Source organism: Pseudomonas orientalis (assembly GCF_022807995.1).
GTDB lineage: Bacteria > Pseudomonadota > Gammaproteobacteria > Pseudomonadales > Pseudomonadaceae > Aquipseudomonas > Aquipseudomonas orientalis_B.
On record NZ_CP094351.1, the window covers coordinates 2,439,538 to 2,462,927 of the forward strand.

Consider the following 23,390-nt stretch of genomic DNA (forward strand, 5'->3'; position numbering starts at 1 on the left):
CCTTGAGCACGTTTGACAAAAATAGAGAGCGGTACGTTAACGGCTTAAGCGTCGTCAGTCATCACATGCACAACGGCCCGCCAAATGGCGGGCCGTTGTTTACAGCGTCAGCACGGACCGATCAGTCCTGGCGGCTGGTGACTTCCAGCAGGTGATAACCGAACTGGGTTTTCACCGGGCCTTGTACGGTATTGACCGGGGCGCTGAAGACGACGCTGTCGAATTCCTTGACCATCTGGCCCGGGCCGAACGAACCCAGGTCGCCGCCTTGACGGCTGGACGGGCAGCTGGAGTTGGCTTTGGCGACTTCTGCGAAATCAGCGCCGCCTTCGATCTGGGTCTTGAGTTCGTTGCACTTGTCTTCAGTGGAAACGAGGATGTGGCGGGCGGTGGCTTTGGCCATGGGAAATAACTCCTTAAGTGAAAAACGGTGAGCCTACCGGATTCAGGCGGTTATTTCCCGGCAAAGTTCCACCGGCTTGCCTGACCGGGTGAGGAACGGCCTGGCATGCGCGATTCAGGCCAGAACGATGTAGTCGTTCTGCTGAACGATGGGGGCGTGCGGGCCCTTGACCAGATGGATATAGCGGCCGTCCACCAGGTCGATGGGCAGGCAGTCGTCGATGTCCATGACCGCGTCGGTGTGGGCCTGGGACCAGTGGCGCAACATCCGCTGCTTGCCCATGCTCATCGCTTCGCGCTTGTCGCGCGCGACCAGCAACAGGTAGTGATGGGCTTCGCCAAAACTGTTGGCCTCATAACCGCCGAGGTTGATGAAATACAAGTGCGGCGCATCACCGTGGGGTGCCAATTGGCTGAATTGGACCTGCCAGCCGTCGACACCCTCGACCGCCATCCACGAATCGATGTGCACGCCCTTGGGGCTGCCAAACCAGGCGTCGCGCAATTGCGGGTAGGTGGCTTGCAGCGTATCCGCCACGGCAAACGCCACATCGTGTACTTCGATCCGGGCCCTGGGGTGCTTGCCCCCGAGCATGACAACAAACAGCATTGCGAGTGATTCCTGGCGAATGAGCAAAGGCCAACCATACTGCGATTGAACCCTTTTGTCCGGTCAATGCCACACTGTTAATTCGCCAATTCATCAGGAGGTTGTCATGCGCACCATCGATCTGGCCGGCGTTCCCGTCCCTGTCATCGGCCAGGGCACCTGGCGCATGGGCGAAGACCCCAGCCGGCGCCGCGCCGAAGTGGGCGCATTGCAACTGGGTATCGACGAGGGCCTGACCCTGATCGACACCGCCGAAATGTATGGTGAAGGCGGTGCGGAAGAGGTGGTCGGCGAGGCCATCAAGGGCAGGCGCGACCAGGTATTTTTGGTGAGCAAGGTCTATCCGCACAATGCCAGCCGCACCGGCGTGCCCCGCGCTTGTGAAGCGAGCCTTGAGCGCCTGGGTACCGACTACATCGATCTGTACCTGCTGCACTGGCGCGGCCAATACCCTCTTGAAGAAACCGTCGAAGCGTTCGAGCGTTTGCGCGAAGCGGGCAAGATCGGCCGTTGGGGTGTTTCCAATTTTGATGTGGCAGACCTGCAGGAACTGGCATCCCCCGTGTGTGCAACCAACCAGGTGCTCTACAACCTTGAAGAGCGTGGCATTGAATTCGACCTGCTGCCGTGGTGGCAGCAACACCACTTGCCACTGATGGCTTACTGTCCAGTTGCCCAGGGCGGTGCGCTGTTGGCGAGCCCGACGCTAAAGGAAATTGCCCGTCGTCATGAGGCCACTCCCGCGCAAGTCGCGCTCGCCTGGGTCTTGCGTCAAGACGGCGTAATCGCCATCCCCAAGGCAGTCACTCCCGAACACATACGGCAGAACGCCGCCGCTGCGAAGCTGGTATTGGACGAACACGACCTGGACGCGATTGATCGTGTGTTCGGCGCGCCCAAGCGCAAGCATCCGTTGGCGATGGTGTAATGTCCGCAGGAACGGTGCCTTCCCTGGACCGTTCCCGCTCGCGCCGCCGTTAGCCGGCCACCGGGCTGCGCCAGTCATCCGCGCCGGACGTACCGGCTACTTCATGGGTCCAGGTGATCTTGCGATAGCTGAAATAAACGTCCTCCAGATGGGTGAAATGGGCGTTGTCCGGGTCCTGGCAATTGGGCATGCGCGACTGGATGTCCACAATCGTTGCGCCTTCCAGCTCAACGGTGAAGTAGTGCTCCTGGGTGCCTGCCGAAGAAGTACGAAACCATTCCAACCGGCACGACACTTCCTCCCCCGAGGTCAGTGCACTGAATAGCAGGGGCGAGGACTTGTCGAAGACCTTGCTGATCATCAGCGGTTTGTGCACACGCTGGCCGGTAGGCTGGCCCGATTGCGGATCGCGGGGAATGATCACCTGATGCGCAAACGCCTGCACCAGAATCTGGTCCTCATGGCCTTCCTGATAAATGTTTCCTACCGAGTCCTGGGTGAATGTACCTGCGGTGATCAAACCTTGTTTGACGCCGGTGACGGAGAGGTACGCGGGTGTTGGCATGACGGGTTTCCTTGTCTGTTTGAGTAGGTGTTCCCGCACGGCGAGGTTGCCGGGCGGGTAAGTGCCTATAACAAAAAGCGTGCCTGAAAGTGCATGAGTCAATGAAATCAAGGCGATGGAGTTGAAAAGGCCTAATGTGTTTGAAAGTTGCGGGATTGTTTTGCGATTTTTTTGTATTTTAAGTTGCACATAAGTGCGCAGATAATTGCTCATGGTGATAGGTCAGTGAATAAGCGTATCTGCGAATAACTGAAGGGATTTTCACTTGATTAAGTGCGCAAATCGTTGCGCAGGCCACGATTTTAGAGGGTTGTAGGAGATTCCTTAAGTCCCGCTCTGCGGCTTGCTGGTTGTTTTCAGGGTGGCTAAGGTTCGTTCACTTCGTTGCGTGCTGAACGCAGCTCAAGCGGAACTCTGATACAGATTTTTTCAGTATCAAGTTTGCCTATTCAGACTTATTAGTTGTGTGCCGTCCAAAAATGGTTCATTCAGAAAAGCTCTGCGCTTATTACCAGGAACTTGCACGAACCCCTTGTTCGCCAGGGAGTTTCGCAGGCAATGATGTGCGTTTTTCGAGTGAGTTTGAAACAGTGGAAACCGAGGTCGCCAAGACACAATCGATACATGGCGCGAGCCTGCCGGATTGGCCGCAGGTCTGCGAGATGAGTGAGCGCCTGCTGCGCGAGCAATCCAAGGATCTGCGCGTCGCTGTATGGCTCACCTGGGCGCTGCATCAGCGTGATTCATTTCCCGGGTTGCTGGCCGGCCTCGTTCTACTGGTTTACCTCTGCGAGCATCACTGGGCACAGGTGTATCCCGCCAAGTCTCGCACCCGCGTTGCCGCGTTGGATTGGCTGGTGACGCGCCTCGACTCGCTCTTCTCTCATAACGTGTCACTTGTCGACCAGATGCCCTTGTTCCAGGCGTTGCATGAACACCTCATGCGCCTTGATGAGCTATTGAATGAGCATCTGGGGAGCGACGCCCCGTTGTTGTTGCCGAGCCGGCGACAACTGGCGGAGCGTCTGGAGCGTGCTACGCAAGGTGGTGTAGAGCCCGCGGGCATCGCGGGCGTCATTGCCCAGGTCAAGCAGGCGGGCACGCAGTTGCTCAAGCCTGAACCGCCTATCAACAACGAAAAGGACGCCCATAAAGCGCTGCGCGCTTTACAGGAACAGGCCCGTACGTTATGCGCCTGGTGGTTGCGTCAGAATGCCACCGACCTGCGAGCCTGGCGTCTGGGACGCACCTTGGCCTGGCTGAGCCTCGTCAACTATCCCGATGCCAACAGTGAGGGGGTGACGGCATTGCGTCCGCTCGCCCCCGACAAGCTTAAACGTTACCAGGATCGCCACAGCCAAGGCCATCACGCCGAGCTGTTGCTTGAACTCGAGGCCAGCCTGGCGGGCGCATTGTTCTGGTTTGATGGCCTGCGCATGGTCTGGGAATGCCTGGAAGCCTTGCATGCGGACCAGGCAATGACCGAGCTGGAAATGAGTTTCGCGTTGTTATTGCAACGTTTGCCGAACCTGCCGGAATTGCGCTTCGACGACGGTACGCCGTTTGCGGCCCCGGCGACCTGTGAGTGGATCACGCTCCACGTGATTCGCCACTTGCACAAACCCGAGCCTTTCAATGCTGTGGCCGATGTCGGCGGCGAACCCTGGGAAGCCGCCTTGCAGGCAGTCATGCCGAGCTTGCGCAAGGACGGGCTCAAGGCAGCAGTGAGCGTGCTCAAGCAAGGTTTGCAGAGTGCCTGCAGTGAACGCGCGCGCTTTCATTGGCGGCTGGCGCTGGCCAGGTTATGCGTGCGTGCGGGCAAGCCTGACTTGGGCAGAATTCAATTGGAACAACTGGACCTTGAGTTACAGCACGCGGGCCTGGACCGCTGGGAGCCGGAGCTGGCCCTGCACGTCGGTCGGCTTCTGTATCGCTGCTATGACCTGTTGCCACAAAGCCACGCCTTGCGCGAAAGCAAGGACGCTACGCACCGCCGGTTGTGCCATGTCGATCTGGAAGCGGTACTCGAATAAAAAATCATCAAAAGGAGAAACACCATGGCCAAAGACGGTTCGGTAGCACCCAAGGAGCGTATCAATATCACCTTCAAACCCGCGGTTGGTGGTGCGCAGGAAGAAGTCGAGCTGCCGTTGAAACTGCTGGTGCTGGGGGATTTCTCCCAACGTGGGGATCCACGCAAGCTTGAGGATCGCAAGCCTGTCGGAATCGACGGGAACAGCTTTGACGAGGTGTTGGCCAAGCAGGCCTTGAACTTGACATTGAGCGTGCCCAATCGCCTTCAGGATGAAACTGACGTTGAAGATCTGGCGATCCAGGTCCGGATCAACTCGATGAAGGATTTCAACCCCGCCAACCTGGTCGAGCAAATACCGCAGCTGCAAAAGCTGATGGTGCTGCGAGAGGCATTGGTGGCGCTCAAGGGGCCACTGGGCAACACCCCGAGCTTTCGTAAAGCTATCGAGCAGGCACTGGCCGATAGCGACTCCCGTGCTCGGGTACTGGCCGAATTGGGACTGAGCCACGCCGATGCCGAACCTATTCAGTAAAAGGACACTGAACCATGACAATTATCCAGCATGGCCCGCAACCCCAGCCAAAAACCGCCGCCGAGTGCGGCATTCTCGACAACATCATTGCCCAGACATTGCTGGGTGCCGATGACGAGGCTTACAGCATTGCCAAGCGGGGTGTGTCGGCGTTTATCGAAGAGCTGGTCAAGCCCCACAACCGCGAAGAACCGGTCAAGAAACGTCTGGTCGACCGGATGATCGCCGAGATCGATGCCAAGCTCAGCCGACAAATGGATGAAATTCTGCACCACCCGGACTTTCAGGCACTGGAGGCGGCCTGGCGAGGGCTGCAACTGCTGATCGAGCGCACCAATTTCCGCGAGAACATCAAGATAGAGCTGCTGAACGTCTCACGGCAGGACCTGCTGGACGATTTCGAAGATTCCCCGGAAGTGATCCAGTCGGGGCTATACAAGCATATCTACAGTGCTGAGTACGGCCAGTTTGGCGGCCAGCCGGTAGGCGCGATCATCGCCAACTACTTCCTGTCACCCAGCGCGCCCGATGTGAAACTCATGCAATACGTGTCCAGCGTTGCCGGTATGGCTCACGCCCCGTTCATCGCTGCCGCCGGGCCAGGTTTCTTTGGTCTGGAAAGTTTTACCGGCCTGCCTGACCTCAAGGACCTCGGGGATCATTTCGAGGGTCCGCAGTTTGCCAAGTGGCAGAGCTTTCGCCAGAGCGAAGATGCTCGCTACATCGGCCTCACGGTACCGCGTTTTTTGCTGCGCACGCCGTACGACCCCCATGAATGCCCGGTCAAAACCTTTGCCTACCAGGAAAATGTGGTCAACAGCCACGAGCATTACCTGTGGGGCAATACCGCTTATGCCTTTGCCACTCGCCTGACCGATAGCTTCGCGCGCTTTCGCTGGTGCCCGAACATTATCGGCCCTCAAAGTGGGGGAGCGGTCGAGGACCTGCCGTTGCATCACTTCCAGAGCATGGGTGAGATTGAAACCAAGATACCTACCGAGGTACTGGTTTCAGACCGGCGCGAATATGAGTTGGCGCAAGAAGGGTTCATCGCCCTGACCATGCGCAAGGGCAGCGACAACGCGGCCTTCTTTTCCGCCAGTTCCGTGCAGAAACCCAAGACGTTCGGCATCAGCGAAGAGGGCAGGGCAGCCGAACTGAACTACCGGCTCGGCACCCAGTTGCCTTACATGATGGTGGTCAATCGCCTGGCCCACTACCTCAAGGTTTTGCAGCGTGAACAATTGGGCTCGTGGAAGGAACGGACCGACCTGGAGTTGGAACTCAACAAGTGGATTCGCCAATACGTGGCGGACCAGGAGAATCCCAGTGCGCAGGTGCGCGGGCGGCGTCCATTGCGCGCAGCGCGCATTGTCGTCAGCGATGTCGAGGGTGACCCTGGCTGGTACCGCGTCAGTTTGAGCGTACGGCCGCATTTCAAGTACATGGGGGCGGACTTCACCTTGTCCCTTGTCGGCAAGCTCGACAAAGAATGAGGCGAGGCCAGGGAATGCGCCACTGCAACAGCTTTTTCGAGCGCCTTGACCCCGACGCGTCCGCCCGTGTGTGCCGCCTGACCTCCGTCGCCGCGCATCTGACGAAAATGCTCAGTACCCGTGCGGGCAGCGTCCAGACGCTGCCGGATTACGGCTTGCCTGATCTCAATGATATGCGGCTCAGCCTGCATGAATCCCTGACTCAGTCGCGCCTGCTGATAGAGCGCTTCATCCAGGCTTACGAACCACGGCTGGTGAATGTACGCGTCAGGGTGCTGCCCCGCGTGCATGAAACCTTGGCATTGGCGTTTGCCATTGATGCCGGACTGCTCATTGACGGTGGCACCCAATCTGTCGTGTTCCATGCGCGCCTGGCCGGCGCAGGACAAGTGGAGGTCTGCGCAGATGGCCTTTAACCGTTATTTTCAAAGCGAACTCAGTGCGCTGCGGCAACTCGGGCGGCGCTTTTCCGAGCGTAACCCGGCCTTGGCGCCTTTTCTCGCCGAGGCCGGTCAGGACCCGGATGTGGAGCGTTTGCTGGAGGGTTTTGCGTTTCTGACCGCCCGCTTGCGCCAGAAGCTGGATGACGAGCTGCCCGAGTTGACGCATTCCTTGATGCATCTGTTATGGCCCAACTATATGCGGCCAATGCCTTCTTTGAGCATCCTGCAATTCGACCCGTTGAAGTGCACCGGCCCCAGCGTTCGAGTGGCACGGGATACCGCCGTGGAAAGCCTGCCCATCAAAGGTGAACGTTGCCGTTTCAGAACCTGCTATCCCACCGATGTCATGCCACTGCAGCTTCGTAGCCTGGATTACACCTGCCAGGGCACGGTGGACTGGTTGGACCTGCGCCTGACCCTGGACGCAGAGGGCAATTTCAGTGCATTGGCATTCGATTCGTTGCGCCTGCACCTGGCCGGAGACCGTTGCATCAGCCAAGGCCTGTACCTCGGTCTATTGCGCCACCTGGGCGGTATTGAGCTGCAGCTGTTGAACCAGAACGGCTTGCCGGTCCGCGGTATCGATGATCAGCCTGCCACGCTACGGCTCAGCGCCGACCAGGTCCGGCCGGTGGGTTTTGCACAGGAACATGCGTTGATTCCTTACCCGCAAAACACCTTTTGTGGTTATCGCCACCTGCAGGAGTATTTCACGTTTCCCGAGAAGTACTTGTTTGTCGATATAGAAGGGTTGGCTGCCCTCCATCGGCTTCCCCAAGAGGTGCTCAAGCAGGCACACGGCATGCTGTTGCGATTCGAACTGTGCGGCCAGGACCGTGCGCTTGCGCACCCCACCCTGGACAACGTGAAGCTGTACTGCACGCCGATCGTCAACCTGTTCAATCACGATGCGATACCGATTCGGCTGGACGGAAAACAGGATGAATATCTCCTGTTGCCCGGGGAGTACTCCCCGGGCAACGCCGGTGTGTTTTCGGTTGATCGCGTTACAGGATGGCGCCCTGGAGGCTTGGGTTATCAGACGTACGTGCCCTTCGAGTCGTTCGAGCATGACAGCGACCTGCAGACTACCGGGGCGCTCCCCAGCTTCAGCATCCGTCAACGGCCTTCGGTGCAGCATGAGGGGCTGGTCACCTGGATAGGGTTTGCCGGTCGCCGCGAGCAGGGCCCGGAAACCCTGTCGATCGAGCTGACGTGCACCAATGCAGGACTGCCGCGACAGTTAGGGATCGGTGAAATCAACCAACCTGGCGAGCACACCCCTGAGTCGCTGACGTTTCGCAATATCACCGCACCAACCGCGAGTTACGCGCCGCCGCTGGACCAGGATTATCTCTGGAAGCTGATCAGCAACATGTCGCTCAACTATCTGTCGTTGACCGATATCAACGCGCTGAAAGTGATTCTCGAAACCTACGATCTGCCGCGCTATCACGATCGACAAGCGCTGAACGTCAGCCGGAAAAAGTTGGGCGCGCTGCGCTCCATCGGGCATGAAGCGGTTGACCGCTTGCACCGTGGCCTGCCGATTCGCGGCTTGCGGGTGGACCTGACGGTGGACCCCCTGGGGTTTGTCGGCCAAGGCGATCTGTTTGTGTTCGCTTCGGTCCTCAATCAGTTCTTTGCGCTGTACGCCAGCCTCAATTCCTATCACGAGTTGCGAGTTATCAGCACACAAGGAGACGTGTATCTATGGCCGTTCCAGATGGGGCAGCAACCCCTGCTTTGACTCGGCTTTGCCGTGTCATCCGCGAATACACGCTGTTCCAGGCCGTGGTGCAGGTGGTCGCACGCTTGCGCGAAGCCCATCCACGGCTGGATGAGGATGCCCTGTACGACCTGCTGGAATTCCAGGCCAATCCAGGCCTGGGGTTTGCGGGGCACGATATTGACCGTGTGGAGTTTTTCATGGACCACGGGACCTTGCGGGCGCGCCTGCGCATCAATGTGCTGGGGTTGTTCGGCGCGGGTTCACCATTGCCCGCTTTTTATGCCGAGCAGGCATTGATGGATCGAACGGGGGGCAATCCTGCGCGGGATTTCCTCGATATGTTCCACCACCGCCTGCACCGTCTGATGTTACCGATCTGGCGCAAATACCGTTACCGGGCCTGTTTTCAACCGGGCGCCAGTGATGGGTTTTCGCAGCAGATGTTTGCGCTGATCGGCCTCGGCAGTCACGCGATACGGGGCGCTTCGCGTCTCGATTGCAAGCGCCTGCTGCCTTACCTCGGGCTTCTGAGCCTGCGAACGCATTCGGCCGCGCTGATCGAGACCGTCCTGCGGTATTACTTCAAACATGCCCCGGTGTTCGTCGAGCAATGGGTTGCGCGCACGGTGGACGTTGCGCAGTCGCAGTGCAATGACTTGGGCCGCGCCAACTGTGCGCTTGGTCTGGACCTGGTGTTGGGGCGCCGGATCGCAGACCGTAGCGGCAAGTTCAGAGTGCATATCACGGCGTTGGGCTGGCAGCGGTTCCACGATCTTCTCCCCACGGGAACGGCGTATGCCCCGGCGTGTTCGCTGGTTCGTCTGACCGCACCGGACGCGCTGCAATTTGACCTGCGCCTGGTGCTGGCGCCCGGTGAAATCCGGGCACTGCACATCGGCGCAGACAATGTGTGCCGCCTGGGTTGGACCAGTTGGCTGGAACATGAGCGAGCCGAGGGCGCGATCACACTCGCCGGGCATTTTCATTAAGGATTGATGAGCATGATTAATGTGGACCTGCAACAACTGATCCGCACGTTGACGGACCAGACCCGCCGGGACCTGACGCGTTCTGCCGAGCGCTGCATGACGAGAGGCGGCCATGAAGTGTTAGTGGAGGATCTGCTTCTGGCCTTGCTCGAGCATCCCGCAGGGCTGATGGCCAAGGTCTTGTCCGATGCCGGCGTTCCCGTGGGGGAACTGCAAGCAGCCTTGCAGCCCAGGCGTGAGCAGAGTGCTACACGCAACCCCGTGTTCGCCCAGGCCTTGGTGCTGTGGCTGCAACAAGCGGTGATGGTTGCGCACGTCGAGTTGGACCAACGTTTCGTCGATCACGGCGCCCTGTTGCTGGCACTTTTACAGCACCCGCTGGAACACGCGGGCAGCGAGTATTACGCCGTACTCAGGCGCCTGGATACGGGTCGGCTGCGTGATTTTCTGAAGAGCCGGTCCGGCGAGAATCAGCCGATTGCCGCAGAGTCGTTGTTGCAGCGCTTTACCCAGGACCTCACCCGGCAGGCCCGTGAGGGCCGGATAGACCCCGTGCTGTGTCGCGAGCGTGAAATACGCCAGTTGATCGATATTCTGCTGCGGCGGCGCAAGAACAACCCGATTCTGGTGGGGGAGGCCGGAGTGGGGAAAACGGCGATCGTCGAAGGGCTGGCGTTGCAGATCGTCGCTTCACAAGTGCCCGAGGCCCTTGAAGCGGTTCGCGTGCTGACCCTTGATATGGGCTTGCTGCAAGCGGGGGCCGGCCTCAAAGGCGAGTTCGAGCGGCGTCTCAAAGGGGTAATCGATGAAGTGAACGCATCGCCGGAGCCGGTGATCCTGTTTATCGACGAAGCCCATACCCTGGTTGGCGCTGGCGGTCAGCCGGGAGGCCTGGACGCGGCCAACCTGCTCAAGCCGGCGCTGGCTCGCGGGGCGCTGCGTACGATTGCCGCCACCACTTGGTCGGAATACAAGCAGTACGTCGAAAAGGACCCGGCCTTGGCGCGGCGGTTCCAGCCGGTACTGGTCGAGGAGCCCGGTGTAGAGCAGGCAGTGTCGATTCTGCGGGGATTGGTGCCTGCCTATGAAGCGAGTCATGGCGTGTATATCCGTGATGATGCGGTAGCGGCGGCCGCTCGCATGAGCGCACGCTATCTTGCAGACCGACAACTGCCGGACAAGGCAGTGGACGTGCTGGACACTGCCTGTGCCAGTGTTCGCACGCGTCAGGCCATGCCGCCGCAGGCATTGCAGACGCTACGTGCCGAGCTGATCGAAGGTCAGCGGCAGGCGCGGGCGCTGGGTCGCGATGCCGCGCTCGGTTTGCCCGTGAATGCACAGGCTTTGCAGGCGTTGACGCTGCGCCTGGAAACCCTCGAACACGAGCGTCTGACACTTGAACGGCAGTGGCATGAGCTGGATGGGCAACCGTTGGCCAAACCTGAGGTCTGCCCGCGTGGCGTAGCGCAGGTCATCAGCGCGTGGACCGGTATTCCCATTGAGCAGTTGGCCCTCGAACCGAACGACAAGGTCCTGGGTTTTGCCAAGGCCCTGCGCGCGCGCGTGCTTGGCCAGGAACACGCGGTGCAGACCCTGGATCGCGCCTTGCGCGCGGTCGCCGCGGGGCTGAACAAGGCCGACGCCCCGGTTGGGGTGTTTCTGCTGGTGGGGCCGAGCGGTGTCGGCAAGACCGAAACGGCGCTGGCGCTGGGCGACCTCTTGTACGGCGGTGAACAGTTCGTGACCACAATCAATATGTCGGAATATCAGGAGCAGCACGCGCTTTCCCGATTGATCGGCGCGCCACCAGGTTATGTCGGTTATGGCCAGGGTGGTGTACTGACGGAAGCCGTACGCAAGCGTCCCTATTCAGTTGTGCTGCTCGACGAGGTGGAGAAAGCCGACCCGCAGGTGTTGAACCTGTTTTACCAGGTCTTCGACAAAGGCCGGGCCAATGATGGCGAAGGGCGGGAAATCGACTTTCGCAACACCGTGCTGCTGATGACCTCCAACCTCGCAAGCGACTGTATCAACGCGCTTTGCGCAGACGGTCAACGACCTGACCCTCAAGTGCTGCAAGACGCGATTTATCCGGTACTGCGCGCCCATTTCAAGCCCGCATTGCTCGCCCGCATGCGTGTCGTACCGTATTACCCGATTGGGGAGAAGGTGCTGCACGACGTGGCCGCACTCAAACTTGCGGGCCTTGGCCAGCGGCTGCATCAGCGCCAACTGGCGTTCACCTGGTCGCCTGGATTGGCTGCGCACATGACCGAGCGTTGCGCTGATGGCGACAGTGGTGCGCGGTACATCGACCAGTGGATCGAGCGGCATTTGTTGCCGCATATGGTGGATGGTCTGCTCGGCGCCATGGCCGTGGACGCGCCGGTTTCGTCGGTGCACGCCCGATTGGATGGCAACGGTCTGCCTGTCTGTGAGTTCAGCCAATGACCGGGAAAAGCCTTGAGCAACTGCCTGACCCGCTTGCCCATGCCAGTGCCTTGCTCGACTGTTTCACGCGAATAGGCCTGGACACTGACGCCGCTTCATTGCCCGGCGTGTGCGTTTCGGCTGCGGCACAAATGAGCCATTGCGAACTCAGCCAGCTGTACCGGCTCGATGAAGGGACTGGTCGGCTTGATCTGATCGCCCAGCACCTGAGCGCGACGCCCTCGTTGGTGGCAGCGGCTGCGGGTCTCGACCTGCGACAGGTGCCTTTGCTGCGCGACACAGTGGACCAGGGCGTTGCCGTCATTGTGAATGACGGGCAGAACAGCCCGTACGACATGGCTTTTTTGCCGGTGCTTGCGTCACCTTGGCGCGCCGTGTTGAGCGTGCCGCTGTTCAACCGCCTCAATGCAGTCACGGGCGTGTTGCTATGCGCCGCTCAACGCCCGGCGGCGTTACAAGGGTATGCGTGCTCGCTGGGCCAGTTCGGCAGCTTCGCCTTGCAGCAATTGGCCCTGTTGCGCGGCCTGCAGTGGGTGCCGGCGGTCGCACCGCAAGCGCGCGAAAAGGCGCTGACCGACACTTATGGCCTGACTGGCAGCAGCACAGCGATGGCACAAACCTGCCAATTGATCAGCAAGGTGCTGCATACCGCTTATACCGTCCTGCTGCGGGGAGAAACCGGCACCGGCAAAGAGGTAGTGGCTCGGGCCATCCACTTGGCAGGGCCGCGTGCGGCCAAGGCTTTTGTGGTGCAGAACTGTGCGGCATTCCCGGAAGGCTTGTTGGAGAGTGAGCTGTTCGGCTACCGAAAAGGCGCATTCACCGGTGCCGAGCGCAACCATGCCGGGCTGTTCGACGCCGCGCATGGCGGCACCTTGCTGTTGGATGAAATCGGCGATATGCCACTGTCGCTGCAAGCGAAGCTATTGCGGGTATTGCAGGAAGGCGAGGTTCGCCCATTGGGCGCCGGCGCTGCGCACAAGGTTGATGTGCGCATCATCGCGGCGACCCACCGCGACCTGGCAGCCATGGTCGCCGAAGGCAGCTTTCGCGAAGACCTTTATTACCGGCTTGCCCAGTTCCCCATCCAGTTGCCCGCCTTGCGTGAGCGGGACGGGGATGTGCTGCAACTGGCACGGCATTTCGCCGACAAGGCGTGCGCAAGCCTGGGGAGGACGCCTGTGCAATGGTCGAATATCGCCCTCGATCAGCTGTCGAGTCATCCCTTTCCCGGCAACGTGCGTGAACTCAAGTGCCTGGTGGAACGAGCCGTTCTGTTGTGTGACGACAACGTGATTCTACCGGCGCACCTGTCGCTGCCCCAGACCCCGGTAGCGACCACCGTTGATGATGTGACGCTACGCCAGCGTATGGAACGGGTAGAGCGGGTGTTCCTGCTTGATTGCCTGCACAAGAACCGTGGCAACCGAACCCGCACCGCGCGTGAGCTGGGCGTCGCACGGCGCACGCTGTTGTACCGGCTTGCACGCTTGAATATTGCCTGCGGCGATGCCGGCGGGGAGCGTTGAACGGTGCACCTGAGGATTACCAAGATCATCGCCGCAAGCCGGCGCGCCTTTTCACCGAGAAAAAATCTGATGCCTGATCGTCCCTGGCACGTCGTCGTGCTTGTGTTGTGCTTGCTCAGCGGCTGTAACGCCAACTACGTATTCGATGATGCCCAATACCGCCCTTTGGGTGAGCCTCAGGCGGTGCCCCGTGGACGATGAAAAGGAGGGAGCCTGACCATGCAACTTGTCTTCGAACTATGTGAGGCCGCAAGCGACAGCTCTGTTTCCACGGCGCGCAAAATCTTTGACGGCGTGGGCGGTGTAATCGGCCGTGGCGCCGGCTGCGACTGGGTCCTCCACGACCCCAGTCGCTTGCTCTCCAGTCACCACGGTTTGGTGGGCTACCGGGAGGGTCGTTACTATCTTACCGATATCAGTAGCAACGGCATCGGCGTGGCGGGCAGTGACGAGCGTCTGCGCAAAGGACAGGCCCGATTGATCGAAGAGGGAAACGTTTTCGAACTGGGCGCTCTGACGATACGCGCACGATTAATGGAAAAGCCCCGGCCCGACTGGGAACAGCCGATCAATACGGGGGGGCCGATTCCCGACGATGCCTTCCTGGCGCTGGACCCGTTGCAGACAATGGAGATTGAAAGCCGGCGGCACAGCAACTCGGATGAGCTGGCGGCACTGACTGTGGACGCTGGAGAGCCTGAGCTATGGGTGCAAAGGCATGCCGCCGACCGCGAGCATGTGGCGATACCGCGCCGGGTCGAGTCCGTCGAGGAAATTCCCGTGGTTGATTCTGCCGCGAGGGCAGCGGCCATCGATGACGGTTTCTGGGCGGCGTTTGCCACAGCCCTGGGCCTTGACCTGTGCGCGCTTGACCGCGTGACCCGAGAGGCGCTGGCGATCAAGGTAGCGCGTCTGTTTCGGCTGGAGATCGAACGGCTGCAACGCAGCCTGCGCACCTGTGAAGAATTGCAAAGCGAATTGGCTACGCTGCCTGTCGAGTCTTTGCGCACCGCCCGGAACCCTTTGCGAGGGTGTGTCGATACCGACGCGGCGTTAACCGCCCTGTTAGGCATGGCACACGGGGAACCGCTGTCTGGTGAACAGGCGATTACCCAGGCGCACCGGGCGCTTCAAGTGCATCAGGTCGCCTTGCTGAGCGCCTGCCGGACTGCACTGCGCAACACCCGCGGTGCTTTCGCTCCAGGCCATTTACTGGGGTGCTCCGAGTTTCAGGAAGCGACCACCCGGTGGTTTGCCGACGGCGCACGCTGGCGAGCCTACCTGCGTCACTACCGGCACCTGGCGGCGCAAGAGCAGTTTGACGAGCGACCGCTGGGCAGTGACTTCGTCAGAGCCTACGAAGAACAGGTGCGCCTGATCTCTACGCTGTACAGCGATTATCCAGGATGATGTTCATGTATCGATCCACCTTCACAGCGCTGTTGCTCATGGTTGGCCTGTTGGCCGGTTGCAGCGCCGTCTCGCCTTTTTCGACACTGACCAAACTGGACCTGTCACTGGCCGCCAGTGAGCAGGTCAACCCGGACCTTCATGGTCGACCCTCGCCGGTAGTGCTGCAACTGATCGAACTGCGTCACGGCGTGGCCTTCGAGAATGCCGACTTTTTCAGCCTCTATGACAACGCCGAACAGGTGTTGCCAAAGGACTGGGTCGACAGTGAGGAAATTGAGCTGCACCCGGGCGATCGACTGGCGCTCAAGTTGAGGGTTGGGCCAGACAGTCATTTTGTAGGCGCACTGGCGGCTTATCGCGACTTGCCGCACGTGCGGTGGCGGCACCTCATTCCGCTCACCGCCGGGCAATTGAACCGTGCCGAGCTGGTGCTGGACCAGGACGGAATCCGGCTGGCCGACGCGCGATCCAACAAGGAGGTGCAGTGATATGCACGTGCACAAGGTTATTTGGCAGGAAGGCATGCTGTTGCGACCGCAGCACTTGCAGCACAACGACCGTCATTACCAGCAACAGCTCAACCACACGCGTTTGCTGGGCCCCGATGCCTGGGGGTTCCTCACCCTGGAACTCGATATGCAGTACCTCAATCTGGGCAAGTTGGTGGTCACTCAAGCCAGCGGGGTGCTACCGGATGGCAGCCTGTTCGACCACGGTACCGCCATGGAGCCTCTGGTATTGCAGGTGCCTGCCAACTGTGGGGAACAAGCGGTTTACCTGGCGCTATTGCTCGCGACCGACAACCAGATTGAAACCCGCGAACCGGAGCAGGGCGATGTTTCGGCGCGCTACCTCATCTGTGATGTGGAGGTAGGTGACTCGAACGCCGGGACCGGCTCTCGTTGTCGGATTCGCTGCGCGCGGCCTGATTTGCGCCTCCTGCTGGGCGAGCAGCAGCGGGAACAGGGCTTCGTCAGACTCAAGGTTGCCCAGGTAGTGGAGTCTACCGACGCAGGCGGCGTGCGCCTGGATGCAGCGTTTGTCCCCACGTTTATTTTTATGCAGGATCGCGGATATGTAGCGTCTTGCCTCAAGGAGGTGCTCGGCTTGCTGGCATCGCGAGGGGATGCCATCGCAGCCCGGGTCCGCGGTGAGAGCACTGCCGCCGGCACGCAAGTCGGCGATTTCTTGATGTTGCAAGCGATCAATCGTGCCGAGTTGGAGCTGCGCCATTGCTTGAGCCAGGCACAGGTTCGCCCTGAAGCGGCGTTCCGCGCCCTGTTGTCGCTGCTCGGTGAGTTATCAACCTTCGCTGCCGACAGCAGGCGCGCAACGCTGGAGGTGCATTACCGCCACGCCGACCAGGGGGCAAGCTTTCGTGGGCTGATGGAGGCTGTTCGTGGCGTGCTGTCAGTCGTCCTGGAGCAGCACTCTATCGAGTTGACATTGCAACAACGTCAGTATGGCGTCCTGGTATGCCCGATAAGCGACCTGACATTGCTGGGGACTGCGACGTTCATCCTGGCGGCCGCGGCGCAGTCTGATTCGGAGGCATTACGTCAACGCCTGCCGGCGCATTTGAAAGTCGGCCCCGTTGAGCGCATACGCGAGTTGGTCAATCTGCACCTGGCGGGTATCAAGGTCAAACCACTGCCCGTGGCGCCGCGCCAGATCCCGTTTCATGCCGCCAAGACCTATTTCATGCTGGATATGAGCAGCCGCGATATCGCGCAGCTCAAGCAATCGGGCGGATTCGCCTTCCATGTGGGAGGTGAATTTTCCGGGCTTGAGCTTACCTTTTGGGCCATCAGGAATTGAACGCTATGGACAGCGAATATTCGCAGGATGAAAAAACCGTCCTGCTCGACCGCGACGGCCAGGGGCTCGCACAAGGGCCACTCACGGACTTCCCGTCGCCGCCACGTTATGAACAGTTGCAAGACCGGATGATCTACGCCAGCCAAACGTTGGGCGCACACCGCTTCACGACGACGCTCAACCCCCTGTTGGTCGCGTCTTGGGAAATATTGTCGCAAGTGGTTCAGCTCAAGCGCTGCTCCGGTCGAGAAAATCTCCTCACGCTAAACGACCGATTGTCATCGGCGGTGACTCAATTCGAAACCCGAGCCTTGCAGGGCGGGGTAGAAGCCAACCAGATCATGTCTGCGCGCTATGTGTTGTGCTGCCTGATTGACGAAGCTGTCGTCACCACGTCGTGGGGCGCTCGAAGTGACTGGTCGAGGATCAGCTTGTTGAGTCGCTTTCATCACGAAACGTTTGGCGGTGAGAAGGTATTCCAGTTGCTCGAACGCCTGGCGCGCGACCCGGTAAAGCACTTGGCGATGCTGGAGCTGTTGTACTTATGCCTGTCCCTGGGGTTTGAAGGTAAATTCCGCGTGATGGAGCGAGGGACGCTGCAGCTTGAGGCCATTCGTGATGGCCTGTATCGGCAGATCAGGCAGGTGCGTGGCAACCCGCCGTCTGTTCTCGCCTCGCCGGCCAGGCAGGGGCGCGTGCGGCCCATGCGCATACGCGTGGTTCCTGTCCGCTGGTTTGTTGCCTTCACGCTGTGCTGCCTGCTCGCGATGTACATGGGGTTTGCCTGGACGTTGGAGCGAGAAAGGGCGAGCGCGTTGCAAAACTTTCAAATGTCGGCGTCGGAGCTTACCCGGACGCCCTTGTAAAAGCAGGGAGCAATGAATGAACGCATTCTTCAAGGGCGTGGGCGCCGTGCTGCGCAGAGTTTGGGTCTGGAGCCTGATACTGGTGCTTTGCTGCGCTGCACTGGTGTGGTGTGTCGGACCGCTGTTGGCCGTGGACGATCACCGGTTCTGGCAGGGCGCGACAGCCCGCCTGGTCACCATCAGCGTTCTGTTCTTGCTGTGGGGGCTGGCGATGGCCCTGACGGGCGGTGGTCGTGCTGCCGGACCGCAAGGAACTGTTTCGCCAACGAACCACCCATCGTTTGAAGCGGTGGAGGAGGAGCGCAAGCACGTCCATGGCCGTTTCAAGGAAGCACTGCACCGGTTGAAAACGTCCCCTCGCTATGCAGAGCGTAATGCGCGTTGGCGCCATGATTTGCCCTGGTACCTGCTGATCGGTGAACCGCTCAGTGGCAAGACTCGGCTGTTGGACGCAGCCGGGTTGCGCTCACCGCTTGATCAGGCTGATACAGGGTCGACGGGCAGCGGCGCGCAGTGCGCCTGGTACTTTGCCGACGAAGCGGTGCTTATCGATACGCCGGGGCGCTATCTGGTTCAACCTGACCATCCGGTAGATGCCGCCGGCTGGGCCGCGCTGTTGACCCGGTTGAAGTGGCGACACCGAGTGCGTCCGCTCAACGGTGTGGTGGTGACGCTATCGATAGGCAGGCTCCTGAGCGATAACGAGTACGACCTGGAGCAATCGGCGCGTCATGTGCGTTCGCGCTTGCAGGAAATCCAGCAGGAATTGCATGTGGATGTACCCCTCTATCTGGTGTTGACCCAGGCTGATCGACTGCCTGGGTTCAACGCGTACTTCGAAGCACCGCCAGTGGACGATGTGCACGCGCTGTTGGGCCAGCCTCTGGAGGCTGGCAAGGCGGGCAATGACATCACTGAGGTTCGCCAAGCGTTCGAGCAGTTAGTGCAACGTTTGCACAGTGAGCTGATCGAGCGATTACACCCGGAGCGCGATGTCGATCGGCGCGGGCAGATGCTTGATTTTCCCGAGCAGGCGGCGCGCATGGGCGAACGTTTGTGCCTGTTCATCGAGTGGGCGTTTTGCGCCCATCACTACCCGCGTATCAGCGGTCTGCGCGGGTTCTACCTGACCTGTGCCGACGACAGGCGCAGCCATCTCGTGCAGGAGCTGTTCAGCCGGGTGATTTTTGCCGAGACGGATCTGGCCGCGTTGCAGACCCGGGAACGACAGCGTATCCGGCGGCGCAATGGGGGGTTGGGGATAGCCGCTGCGCTGGTTGTGACGTGTGCCGGGTGGCTGTGGCTGCACAGCTACGTGGCCAATCAACAACGCCTGGCTCAGCTGGCGGCACTCAGCGCACCCGCTGCGCCGGGCAGCGATGAAACCTTGACACTCCTGGCGCTGCTGGACGCGCGCTGGGCGGCGACCCGGGTGTTTCCTGCAGCAGGCGACACCCCGCTGGTTGAGCGAGCCGGCTTGTATCAGGGCGAGGCCAGCCGCCCCTGGGTGGCGCGCGCCTATGAGCAAGCGTTGCAGCAGCGATTGCTGGGCCGCACTGTTTCCCTGCTGGAAGAACAGGTCCGCGCAAGCCTCGGGGACAGGGAGCGCCTGCTCGACAACTTGCGTGCCTACCTGATGCTCAATCTGCGTGAGCGGCGTGATACCACGTGGCTGGCGCAGCATGTGGCGAGCGTTTGGTCGCTGCGGTTTGCCGGTGATATGCCGGTACAAAAACGCCTGAATGAACATTGGGCGCGGCTGCTCGAGCAGCCTTTTTCAGCGTCTCTCGATAACGAACTGGTCGCTCAGGCGCGTGCCGCGCTGCGGGGAGAGTCATTGGCCGATGTGGTGTATCGGGTGCTGCGTGAACAATCGCGCCACCTGGAACCGTTGCGCCTGGCCGAGGGCAAGGTATTCGCCGCCCTCGATCCATCGGTTCCTGGCTTTTATACCCGAAGATATGTGCAGTACTTCCAGGCGCAAGGCCCAAGGCTGGTGAACGCCATCGCCCAGGATAACTGGGTATTGGGGGAAGGCACTGACTTGAGCGGTGAGGATTTGCAGCGCTTGATGGTCGAACTGCAACAGCGCTACTTCAGTGAATATGCCCAGGCTTGGGGCGACGCCCTTGGTCGCGTCAGGCTGCTGCCGACCGACAGCCTGCGCGAGGATGCCGAACAGCTCGCCGGGTTGACGTCGGCCCAATCGCCGGTGCTTCTGTTATTGCAGCAGCTTCGTGAAAACACGCGTCTGCTGCCGGGCCTCGAGCTGCCGACAACGGTGGCCCAGCCGCCAGGTGCAGTGGGCGCGATCGCCAAGGCCGTGGTGGGGCAGGGGCGCGCCGGCCTGGCCGATTCGGCGCGTCGAGCCTTGCAGCGACGGTTTGAACCCTTGCATCAATTGCTGGACGAGCAGCAGAACCCAAGCATTGAGCTGACCCAGGGATTACGCCTGCTCGACCAATTGCAACTGCAATTGGCGGCGATGAATCGTGAGGGTCTGCCGGAGCAGGCGGCTTTTGTGCGGGCCAGGCGGCGTATGGATGGCCAACAGGACGTGCTGGGCGAGCTGCGTGAAGCGGCCGCGCGTCTGCCGCTGCCGCTTTCCGGTTGGTTCGAGGGAATTGCCGAGCAGACCTGGCGCCATGTGCTGGACCAGGCCTATGCCCACATCAATCAGCGCTATCAGAGCGAGGTGCAGGGCCTTTACGCCAGGGCGATTCGCCAACGCTATCCGTTCAATGCCCACGCGACGAGTGAGGTGGCCCTTGAGGATTTCCGCGAGTTTTTCAAACCCCAAGGTGCCCTGGCGCGCTTTTACGAGGGTTACCTTCGCTCTTTTGTCAGCGCAGACGGCGCTCGCTACCGGCTCCGCGCACTGGATGGACAGGGGATGCCCCTCTCGCGTTCGCTGCTGGATCAACTGGCGAAAGCCCAGCTTATCCGACGTGGTTTTTTCACCGAAGAGCAGGGCGAGCTGGCTGTGCGTTTTACCTTGGCACCCTACAACCTGGATCAGTCGGTCAGCCGGGCAACTTTGCGGTTGGGTGAAAAGCAGTTGGAATACCGGCACGGCCCGATCATTCCCATGACGTTCGGCTGGCCCATCGAAGCAGACAACGGCCGTGCCAGTCTGGTATTGGAGCGGGGCGTCGAACTGCGGCCTCTGGGTATCGAGAAGAACACCGGCGCCTGGTCGTTGTTCCGGTTCTTCGACCTGCTGCAGCGAGAGCCTGCGCGTGACCGCAACGCGCAGATCGTGAAGGCTGACCTGGCCGGGCTGCGCGCCAATTACCTGCTGACGAGTCAACGTACACCCAGCCCGTTTGAAATGGATACGTGGCGCACCTTTCGCCTGCCGGAGCAACTGTGAACCTGATGCGCTCGACATGGCGCAGCGCCGGGCGTACACAGCGCGGGCAGTCACGGCCGCGCAATGAGGATGCCTTGCTCGATTGTCCGCAATTGGGCTGTTGGGCCGTGGCGGATGGCATGGGCGGGCACCGCCACGGCGATGTTGCCAGCCGGTGGGTGGTCAGCAGCCTGGCTTCGTCGCCCGCCCATGGCAGACTTGATCAGCGGGTCAATGCGGTCCGGCAAAGCTTGCAGGGTGTCAACCAGCGCCTGGCGAACGCGCGGCAGGCGCCCGGGACACATAGCAGTGCCTTGATGGGCAGCACCGTGGTGGCGCTGTTGCTGGAGAATGGGCGCGCGGCGTGCGTATGGGCGGGGGACAGCCGCTGTTATCTGTGGCGCGAGCAGAACCTGTACCAGCTCTCCCGGGATCATTCGCTGTTGCAGCGTCTTATGGACAAGCGTCAGTTGAGTGCAACGCAAGCTCGCGCGCACCCTGACGCCAGAGCATTGACCCGTGCGGTTGGCGCACATACACCGTTGCGGCTTGAGGTACTGGAGCTCAGTACCCGCCCTGGGGATGTATTTTTATTGTGCAGCGATGGTCTTTACCAGGCACTCAGCCATGTTGAACTGGGCCTGGCGTTGAGCGCGGGCGAGCCACGACAGGTGGTGGACAGATTGTTTGCCAGCGCGCTGCACACCCCGGCCCGCGATGACCTGACCGCAGTGGTGGTGCAATCATGAATACAGGGTCGACCCCGATTTTGCTCGTCGGCCGCTATCACCTCGAGCAGGTATTGGGCAAGGGGGGAATGGGCGTGGTGTACCGCGCGCGCGATCTGTTGCATGAGCAGTTCGGCGAACCTTGTTCGGGTGTGGCGCTCAAGCTGTTGGACGAGTCCTTATCGACGTGCCCGGATGCGCATGTATTGCTGCACAGTGAGTTTGTTTTGTCTCGACGCCTGCGACATGAACATGTCGTGAGGATGTATTCGTTTGAGGTGGATACCAGCAGCCAGCTCGCTTTTTTCACCATGGAACTGCTGCATGGCATGACGCTGGACCGGTTGCTTCTGGAATGTCCCGATGGACTGCCTTGGGGCGAGCTGCAGCCGATCGCCCTGCAACTGCTGGATGCGTTGGCTTACGCCCACCAACATAAGGTTCTGCATGGCGATATCAAACCGGCCAATATCATGGTCGGAGAAGAGGGCGTGCGCTTGTTCGATTTCGGCCTTGGGCAGTGCATTGCGCTGACCACGGCGCATTTGCCGAGTGTGAGTCGCAGCCGGTTGAATGCCTGGACCCGCGCCTATGCGGCGCCGGAATTACTCGCCGGTGGCGCCTTGACGCCTGCGGCCGACCTGTATGGCGTGGCCTGCGTCCTGTATGAGCTGGCCCAGGGGAATCGCCTTGAGAATCGCCAGCCGGGTCACAGATTGCCCCGACCCAGGCAGTTGCCCCGGCGTTGCTGGCCGGCACTGCACACTGCGTTGGCCCCGGACCCGCAACGGCGTACCCTGACGGTGGCCGAATTGCGTGAGGTCATCGGTTGCAAGCGGCCGCGCTGGTACGGCTGGGCGTAGCGTCAGCCGCTCAAGTCATGCAGTTGGCAGTAGTCGGCCCAACTCATGCCGGCCATCTGTGCGACTTCCTTATGCACCTCAAGGCGCTGGGCTTCGAAGGCATCGCTGGACTCGGTCGTCAGCTTGAGGGTCAGCTCCCAGGCGAACAGGCCTTCACGCTCGGCCTGCGCCTCGAATGCTTCATACAGACGCTCGGTTCGATACTGTGCCAGGCTTTCCCCTCTGGCTTGGGCTGCCAGGGGATTGAGACTGTCCAGCTCGGCGGCCACGTCCGGGTGTTCGCGCAGGAACCGGTCCAATGCGCGTTGATAGTTATCGCCAGGTGCCGACAACGCCAGTCCCCTTAGTGAGAGGGATGGGTATCAATGTCGGTCGCGTGCCCGGCAACGTGACGCCGGGCGCGCTTGCGCGACCTGCGCTGGATCCAGCGCTGCACCGGTGCCAGTAAAAAGAACATCAGGTAGGCGACAAGCACCAACGCCAAGTCTATCCAGGTTTCCGCGACGGGCCCGGTAAACAGCTCAATGACATTCTTGATCACAAACAACAGGATCACACTGCACAACCACAACAGGATGGTGACGAACAGGGGACGCATGGTGCTGGACTGCTTATCGTGCATGGTAAGGCTCTCTCCT

21 protein-coding genes are annotated in these 23,390 nt (G+C 60.6%); 16 read left to right on the forward strand and 5 right to left on the reverse strand.

The window, feature by feature from the left end; genetic code table 11:
- Window positions 1–121: 121 nt before the first annotated feature.
- The gene (locus MRY17_RS10815; RefSeq protein ID WP_057722107.1) at window positions 122–403 is read right to left on the reverse strand and encodes a peptidylprolyl isomerase; all 282 of its coding nucleotides are present in this window, start codon (window positions 401–403) and stop codon (window positions 122–124) included.
- A 114-nt stretch (window positions 404–517) separates the two neighbouring features.
- Entirely contained in the window at window positions 518–1,012 is a 495-nt protein-coding gene (locus MRY17_RS10820; RefSeq protein WP_181282991.1) for a DUF1543 domain-containing protein, read from the reverse strand.
- Between the two features lie 106 nt (window positions 1,013–1,118).
- Between MRY17_RS10820 and MRY17_RS10825 the strand changes: the two genes are divergently transcribed.
- Window positions 1,119–1,940: an aldo/keto reductase gene (locus MRY17_RS10825; RefSeq protein ID WP_191955650.1), complete on the forward strand. Its 822-nt coding sequence runs from the start codon at window positions 1,119–1,121 to the stop codon at window positions 1,938–1,940.
- Window positions 1,941–1,989: 49 nt separating this feature from the next.
- Here the strand turns inward: MRY17_RS10825 and MRY17_RS10830 are convergent, their stop codons facing one another.
- On the reverse strand, window positions 1,990–2,505 hold the full coding sequence (locus MRY17_RS10830; protein WP_191953360.1) for an Hcp family type VI secretion system effector: 516 nt from the start codon (window positions 2,503–2,505) through the stop codon (window positions 1,990–1,992).
- A gap of 479 nt (window positions 2,506–2,984) precedes the next feature.
- Between MRY17_RS10830 and tssA the strand changes: the two genes are divergently transcribed.
- The 15 genes from tssA (at window position 2,985) to MRY17_RS10910 (ending at window position 22,752) form a co-directional block, all read left to right on the forward strand.
- A complete protein-coding gene (gene tssA, locus MRY17_RS10835) occupies window positions 2,985–4,538 on the forward strand; it encodes a type VI secretion system protein TssA (protein WP_243353744.1) in 1,554 nt (517 codons plus the stop codon).
- A gap of 24 nt (window positions 4,539–4,562) precedes the next feature.
- Window positions 4,563–5,072, forward strand: coding sequence for a type VI secretion system contractile sheath small subunit (gene tssB, locus MRY17_RS10840; RefSeq protein ID WP_191953358.1), 510 nt, complete (start codon window positions 4,563–4,565; stop codon window positions 5,070–5,072).
- 14 nt (window positions 5,073–5,086) lie between these two features.
- Window positions 5,087–6,568 (forward strand): type VI secretion system contractile sheath large subunit, encoded by a 1,482-nt coding sequence (gene tssC / locus MRY17_RS10845; RefSeq protein ID WP_181282986.1) that lies wholly within the window; start codon window positions 5,087–5,089, stop codon window positions 6,566–6,568.
- Window positions 6,569–6,582: 14 nt separating this feature from the next.
- On the forward strand, window positions 6,583–6,984 hold the full coding sequence (tssE, locus tag MRY17_RS10850; protein WP_243353745.1) for a type VI secretion system baseplate subunit TssE: 402 nt from the start codon (window positions 6,583–6,585) through the stop codon (window positions 6,982–6,984).
- Window positions 6,974–8,761: a type VI secretion system baseplate subunit TssF gene (gene tssF, locus MRY17_RS10855; RefSeq protein ID WP_191953356.1), complete on the forward strand. Its 1,788-nt coding sequence runs from the start codon at window positions 6,974–6,976 to the stop codon at window positions 8,759–8,761. The genes tssE and tssF overlap by 11 nt, the downstream gene beginning before the upstream one ends.
- A complete protein-coding gene (gene tssG / locus MRY17_RS10860) occupies window positions 8,725–9,732 on the forward strand; it encodes a type VI secretion system baseplate subunit TssG (RefSeq protein ID WP_243353746.1) in 1,008 nt (335 codons plus the stop codon). The genes tssF and tssG overlap by 37 nt, the downstream gene beginning before the upstream one ends.
- 12 nt (window positions 9,733–9,744) lie before the next feature.
- On the forward strand, window positions 9,745–12,183 hold the full coding sequence (locus MRY17_RS10865) for an AAA family ATPase (RefSeq protein WP_243353747.1): 2,439 nt from the start codon (window positions 9,745–9,747) through the stop codon (window positions 12,181–12,183).
- The gene (locus MRY17_RS10870) at window positions 12,180–13,712 is read left to right on the forward strand and encodes a sigma-54 interaction domain-containing protein (protein ID WP_191953355.1); all 1,533 of its coding nucleotides are present in this window, start codon (window positions 12,180–12,182) and stop codon (window positions 13,710–13,712) included. Before MRY17_RS10865 ends, MRY17_RS10870 begins: the two co-directional genes overlap by 4 nt.
- A gap of 219 nt (window positions 13,713–13,931) precedes the next feature.
- Window positions 13,932–15,122 carry a type VI secretion system-associated FHA domain protein TagH gene (gene tagH, locus MRY17_RS10880; protein WP_243353748.1) on the forward strand — a complete coding sequence of 397 codons (1,191 nt, stop codon included), beginning with the start codon at window positions 13,932–13,934 and terminating at the stop codon, window positions 15,120–15,122.
- 5 nt (window positions 15,123–15,127) lie between these two features.
- A complete protein-coding gene (gene tssJ / locus MRY17_RS10885; RefSeq protein ID WP_181282978.1) occupies window positions 15,128–15,613 on the forward strand; it encodes a type VI secretion system lipoprotein TssJ in 486 nt (161 codons plus the stop codon).
- Window position 15,614: 1 nt separating this feature from the next.
- Complete coding sequence (gene tssK, locus MRY17_RS10890) at window positions 15,615–16,943, forward strand: type VI secretion system baseplate subunit TssK (RefSeq protein WP_181282977.1); 1,329 nt, start codon at window positions 15,615–15,617, stop codon at window positions 16,941–16,943.
- Between the two features lie 5 nt (window positions 16,944–16,948).
- Window positions 16,949–17,809: a type IVB secretion system protein IcmH/DotU gene (gene icmH / locus MRY17_RS10895; protein WP_181282976.1), complete on the forward strand. Its 861-nt coding sequence runs from the start codon at window positions 16,949–16,951 to the stop codon at window positions 17,807–17,809.
- Between the two features lie 16 nt (window positions 17,810–17,825).
- Window positions 17,826–21,182 (forward strand): type VI secretion system membrane subunit TssM, encoded by a 3,357-nt coding sequence (tssM, locus tag MRY17_RS10900; protein ID WP_243353749.1) that lies wholly within the window; start codon window positions 17,826–17,828, stop codon window positions 21,180–21,182.
- A 5-nt stretch (window positions 21,183–21,187) separates the two neighbouring features.
- Complete coding sequence (locus tag MRY17_RS10905) at window positions 21,188–21,910, forward strand: PP2C family protein-serine/threonine phosphatase (RefSeq protein WP_181283001.1); 723 nt, start codon at window positions 21,188–21,190, stop codon at window positions 21,908–21,910.
- Window positions 21,907–22,752 (forward strand): serine/threonine-protein kinase, encoded by an 846-nt coding sequence (locus MRY17_RS10910; RefSeq protein WP_243353750.1) that lies wholly within the window; start codon window positions 21,907–21,909, stop codon window positions 22,750–22,752. The genes MRY17_RS10905 and MRY17_RS10910 overlap by 4 nt, the downstream gene beginning before the upstream one ends.
- Before the next feature lie 2 nt (window positions 22,753–22,754).
- On the opposite strand, the gene MRY17_RS10915 is transcribed toward MRY17_RS10910, so the two are convergent.
- A complete protein-coding gene (locus tag MRY17_RS10915) occupies window positions 22,755–23,084 on the reverse strand; it encodes a DUF6388 family protein (RefSeq protein WP_181282973.1) in 330 nt (109 codons plus the stop codon).
- Between the two features lie 11 nt (window positions 23,085–23,095).
- On the reverse strand, window positions 23,096–23,374 hold the full coding sequence (locus tag MRY17_RS10920) for a hypothetical protein (protein ID WP_181282972.1): 279 nt from the start codon (window positions 23,372–23,374) through the stop codon (window positions 23,096–23,098).
- Window positions 23,375–23,390 lie beyond the last annotated feature (16 nt).

Coding starts and splice junctions, on each gene's coding strand:
- MRY17_RS10815 (WP_057722107.1), bottom strand. CDS start 403: ATGGCCAAAGCCACCGCCCGCCACATCCTCGTTTCCACTGAAGACAAG.
- MRY17_RS10820 (WP_181282991.1), bottom strand. CDS start 1,012: ATGCTGTTTGTTGTCATGCTCGGGGGCAAGCACCCCAGGGCCCGGATC.
- MRY17_RS10825 (WP_191955650.1), top strand. CDS start 1,119: ATGCGCACCATCGATCTGGCCGGCGTTCCCGTCCCTGTCATCGGCCAG.
- MRY17_RS10830 (WP_191953360.1), bottom strand. CDS start 2,505: ATGCCAACACCCGCGTACCTCTCCGTCACCGGCGTCAAACAAGGTTTG.
- tssA (WP_243353744.1), top strand. CDS start 2,985: ATGGTTCATTCAGAAAAGCTCTGCGCTTATTACCAGGAACTTGCACGA.
- tssB (WP_191953358.1), top strand. CDS start 4,563: ATGGCCAAAGACGGTTCGGTAGCACCCAAGGAGCGTATCAATATCACC.
- tssC (WP_181282986.1), top strand. CDS start 5,087: ATGACAATTATCCAGCATGGCCCGCAACCCCAGCCAAAAACCGCCGCC.
- tssE (WP_243353745.1), top strand. CDS start 6,583: ATGCGCCACTGCAACAGCTTTTTCGAGCGCCTTGACCCCGACGCGTCC.
- tssF (WP_191953356.1), top strand. CDS start 6,974: ATGGCCTTTAACCGTTATTTTCAAAGCGAACTCAGTGCGCTGCGGCAA.
- tssG (WP_243353746.1), top strand. CDS start 8,725: ATGGCCGTTCCAGATGGGGCAGCAACCCCTGCTTTGACTCGGCTTTGC.
- MRY17_RS10865 (WP_243353747.1), top strand. CDS start 9,745: ATGATTAATGTGGACCTGCAACAACTGATCCGCACGTTGACGGACCAG.
- MRY17_RS10870 (WP_191953355.1), top strand. CDS start 12,180: ATGACCGGGAAAAGCCTTGAGCAACTGCCTGACCCGCTTGCCCATGCC.
- tagH (WP_243353748.1), top strand. CDS start 13,932: ATGCAACTTGTCTTCGAACTATGTGAGGCCGCAAGCGACAGCTCTGTT.
- tssJ (WP_181282978.1), top strand. CDS start 15,128: ATGTATCGATCCACCTTCACAGCGCTGTTGCTCATGGTTGGCCTGTTG.
- tssK (WP_181282977.1), top strand. CDS start 15,615: ATGCACGTGCACAAGGTTATTTGGCAGGAAGGCATGCTGTTGCGACCG.
- icmH (WP_181282976.1), top strand. CDS start 16,949: ATGGACAGCGAATATTCGCAGGATGAAAAAACCGTCCTGCTCGACCGC.
- tssM (WP_243353749.1), top strand. CDS start 17,826: ATGAACGCATTCTTCAAGGGCGTGGGCGCCGTGCTGCGCAGAGTTTGG.
- MRY17_RS10905 (WP_181283001.1), top strand. CDS start 21,188: ATGCGCTCGACATGGCGCAGCGCCGGGCGTACACAGCGCGGGCAGTCA.
- MRY17_RS10910 (WP_243353750.1), top strand. CDS start 21,907: ATGAATACAGGGTCGACCCCGATTTTGCTCGTCGGCCGCTATCACCTC.
- MRY17_RS10920 (WP_181282972.1), bottom strand. CDS start 23,374: ATGCACGATAAGCAGTCCAGCACCATGCGTCCCCTGTTCGTCACCATC.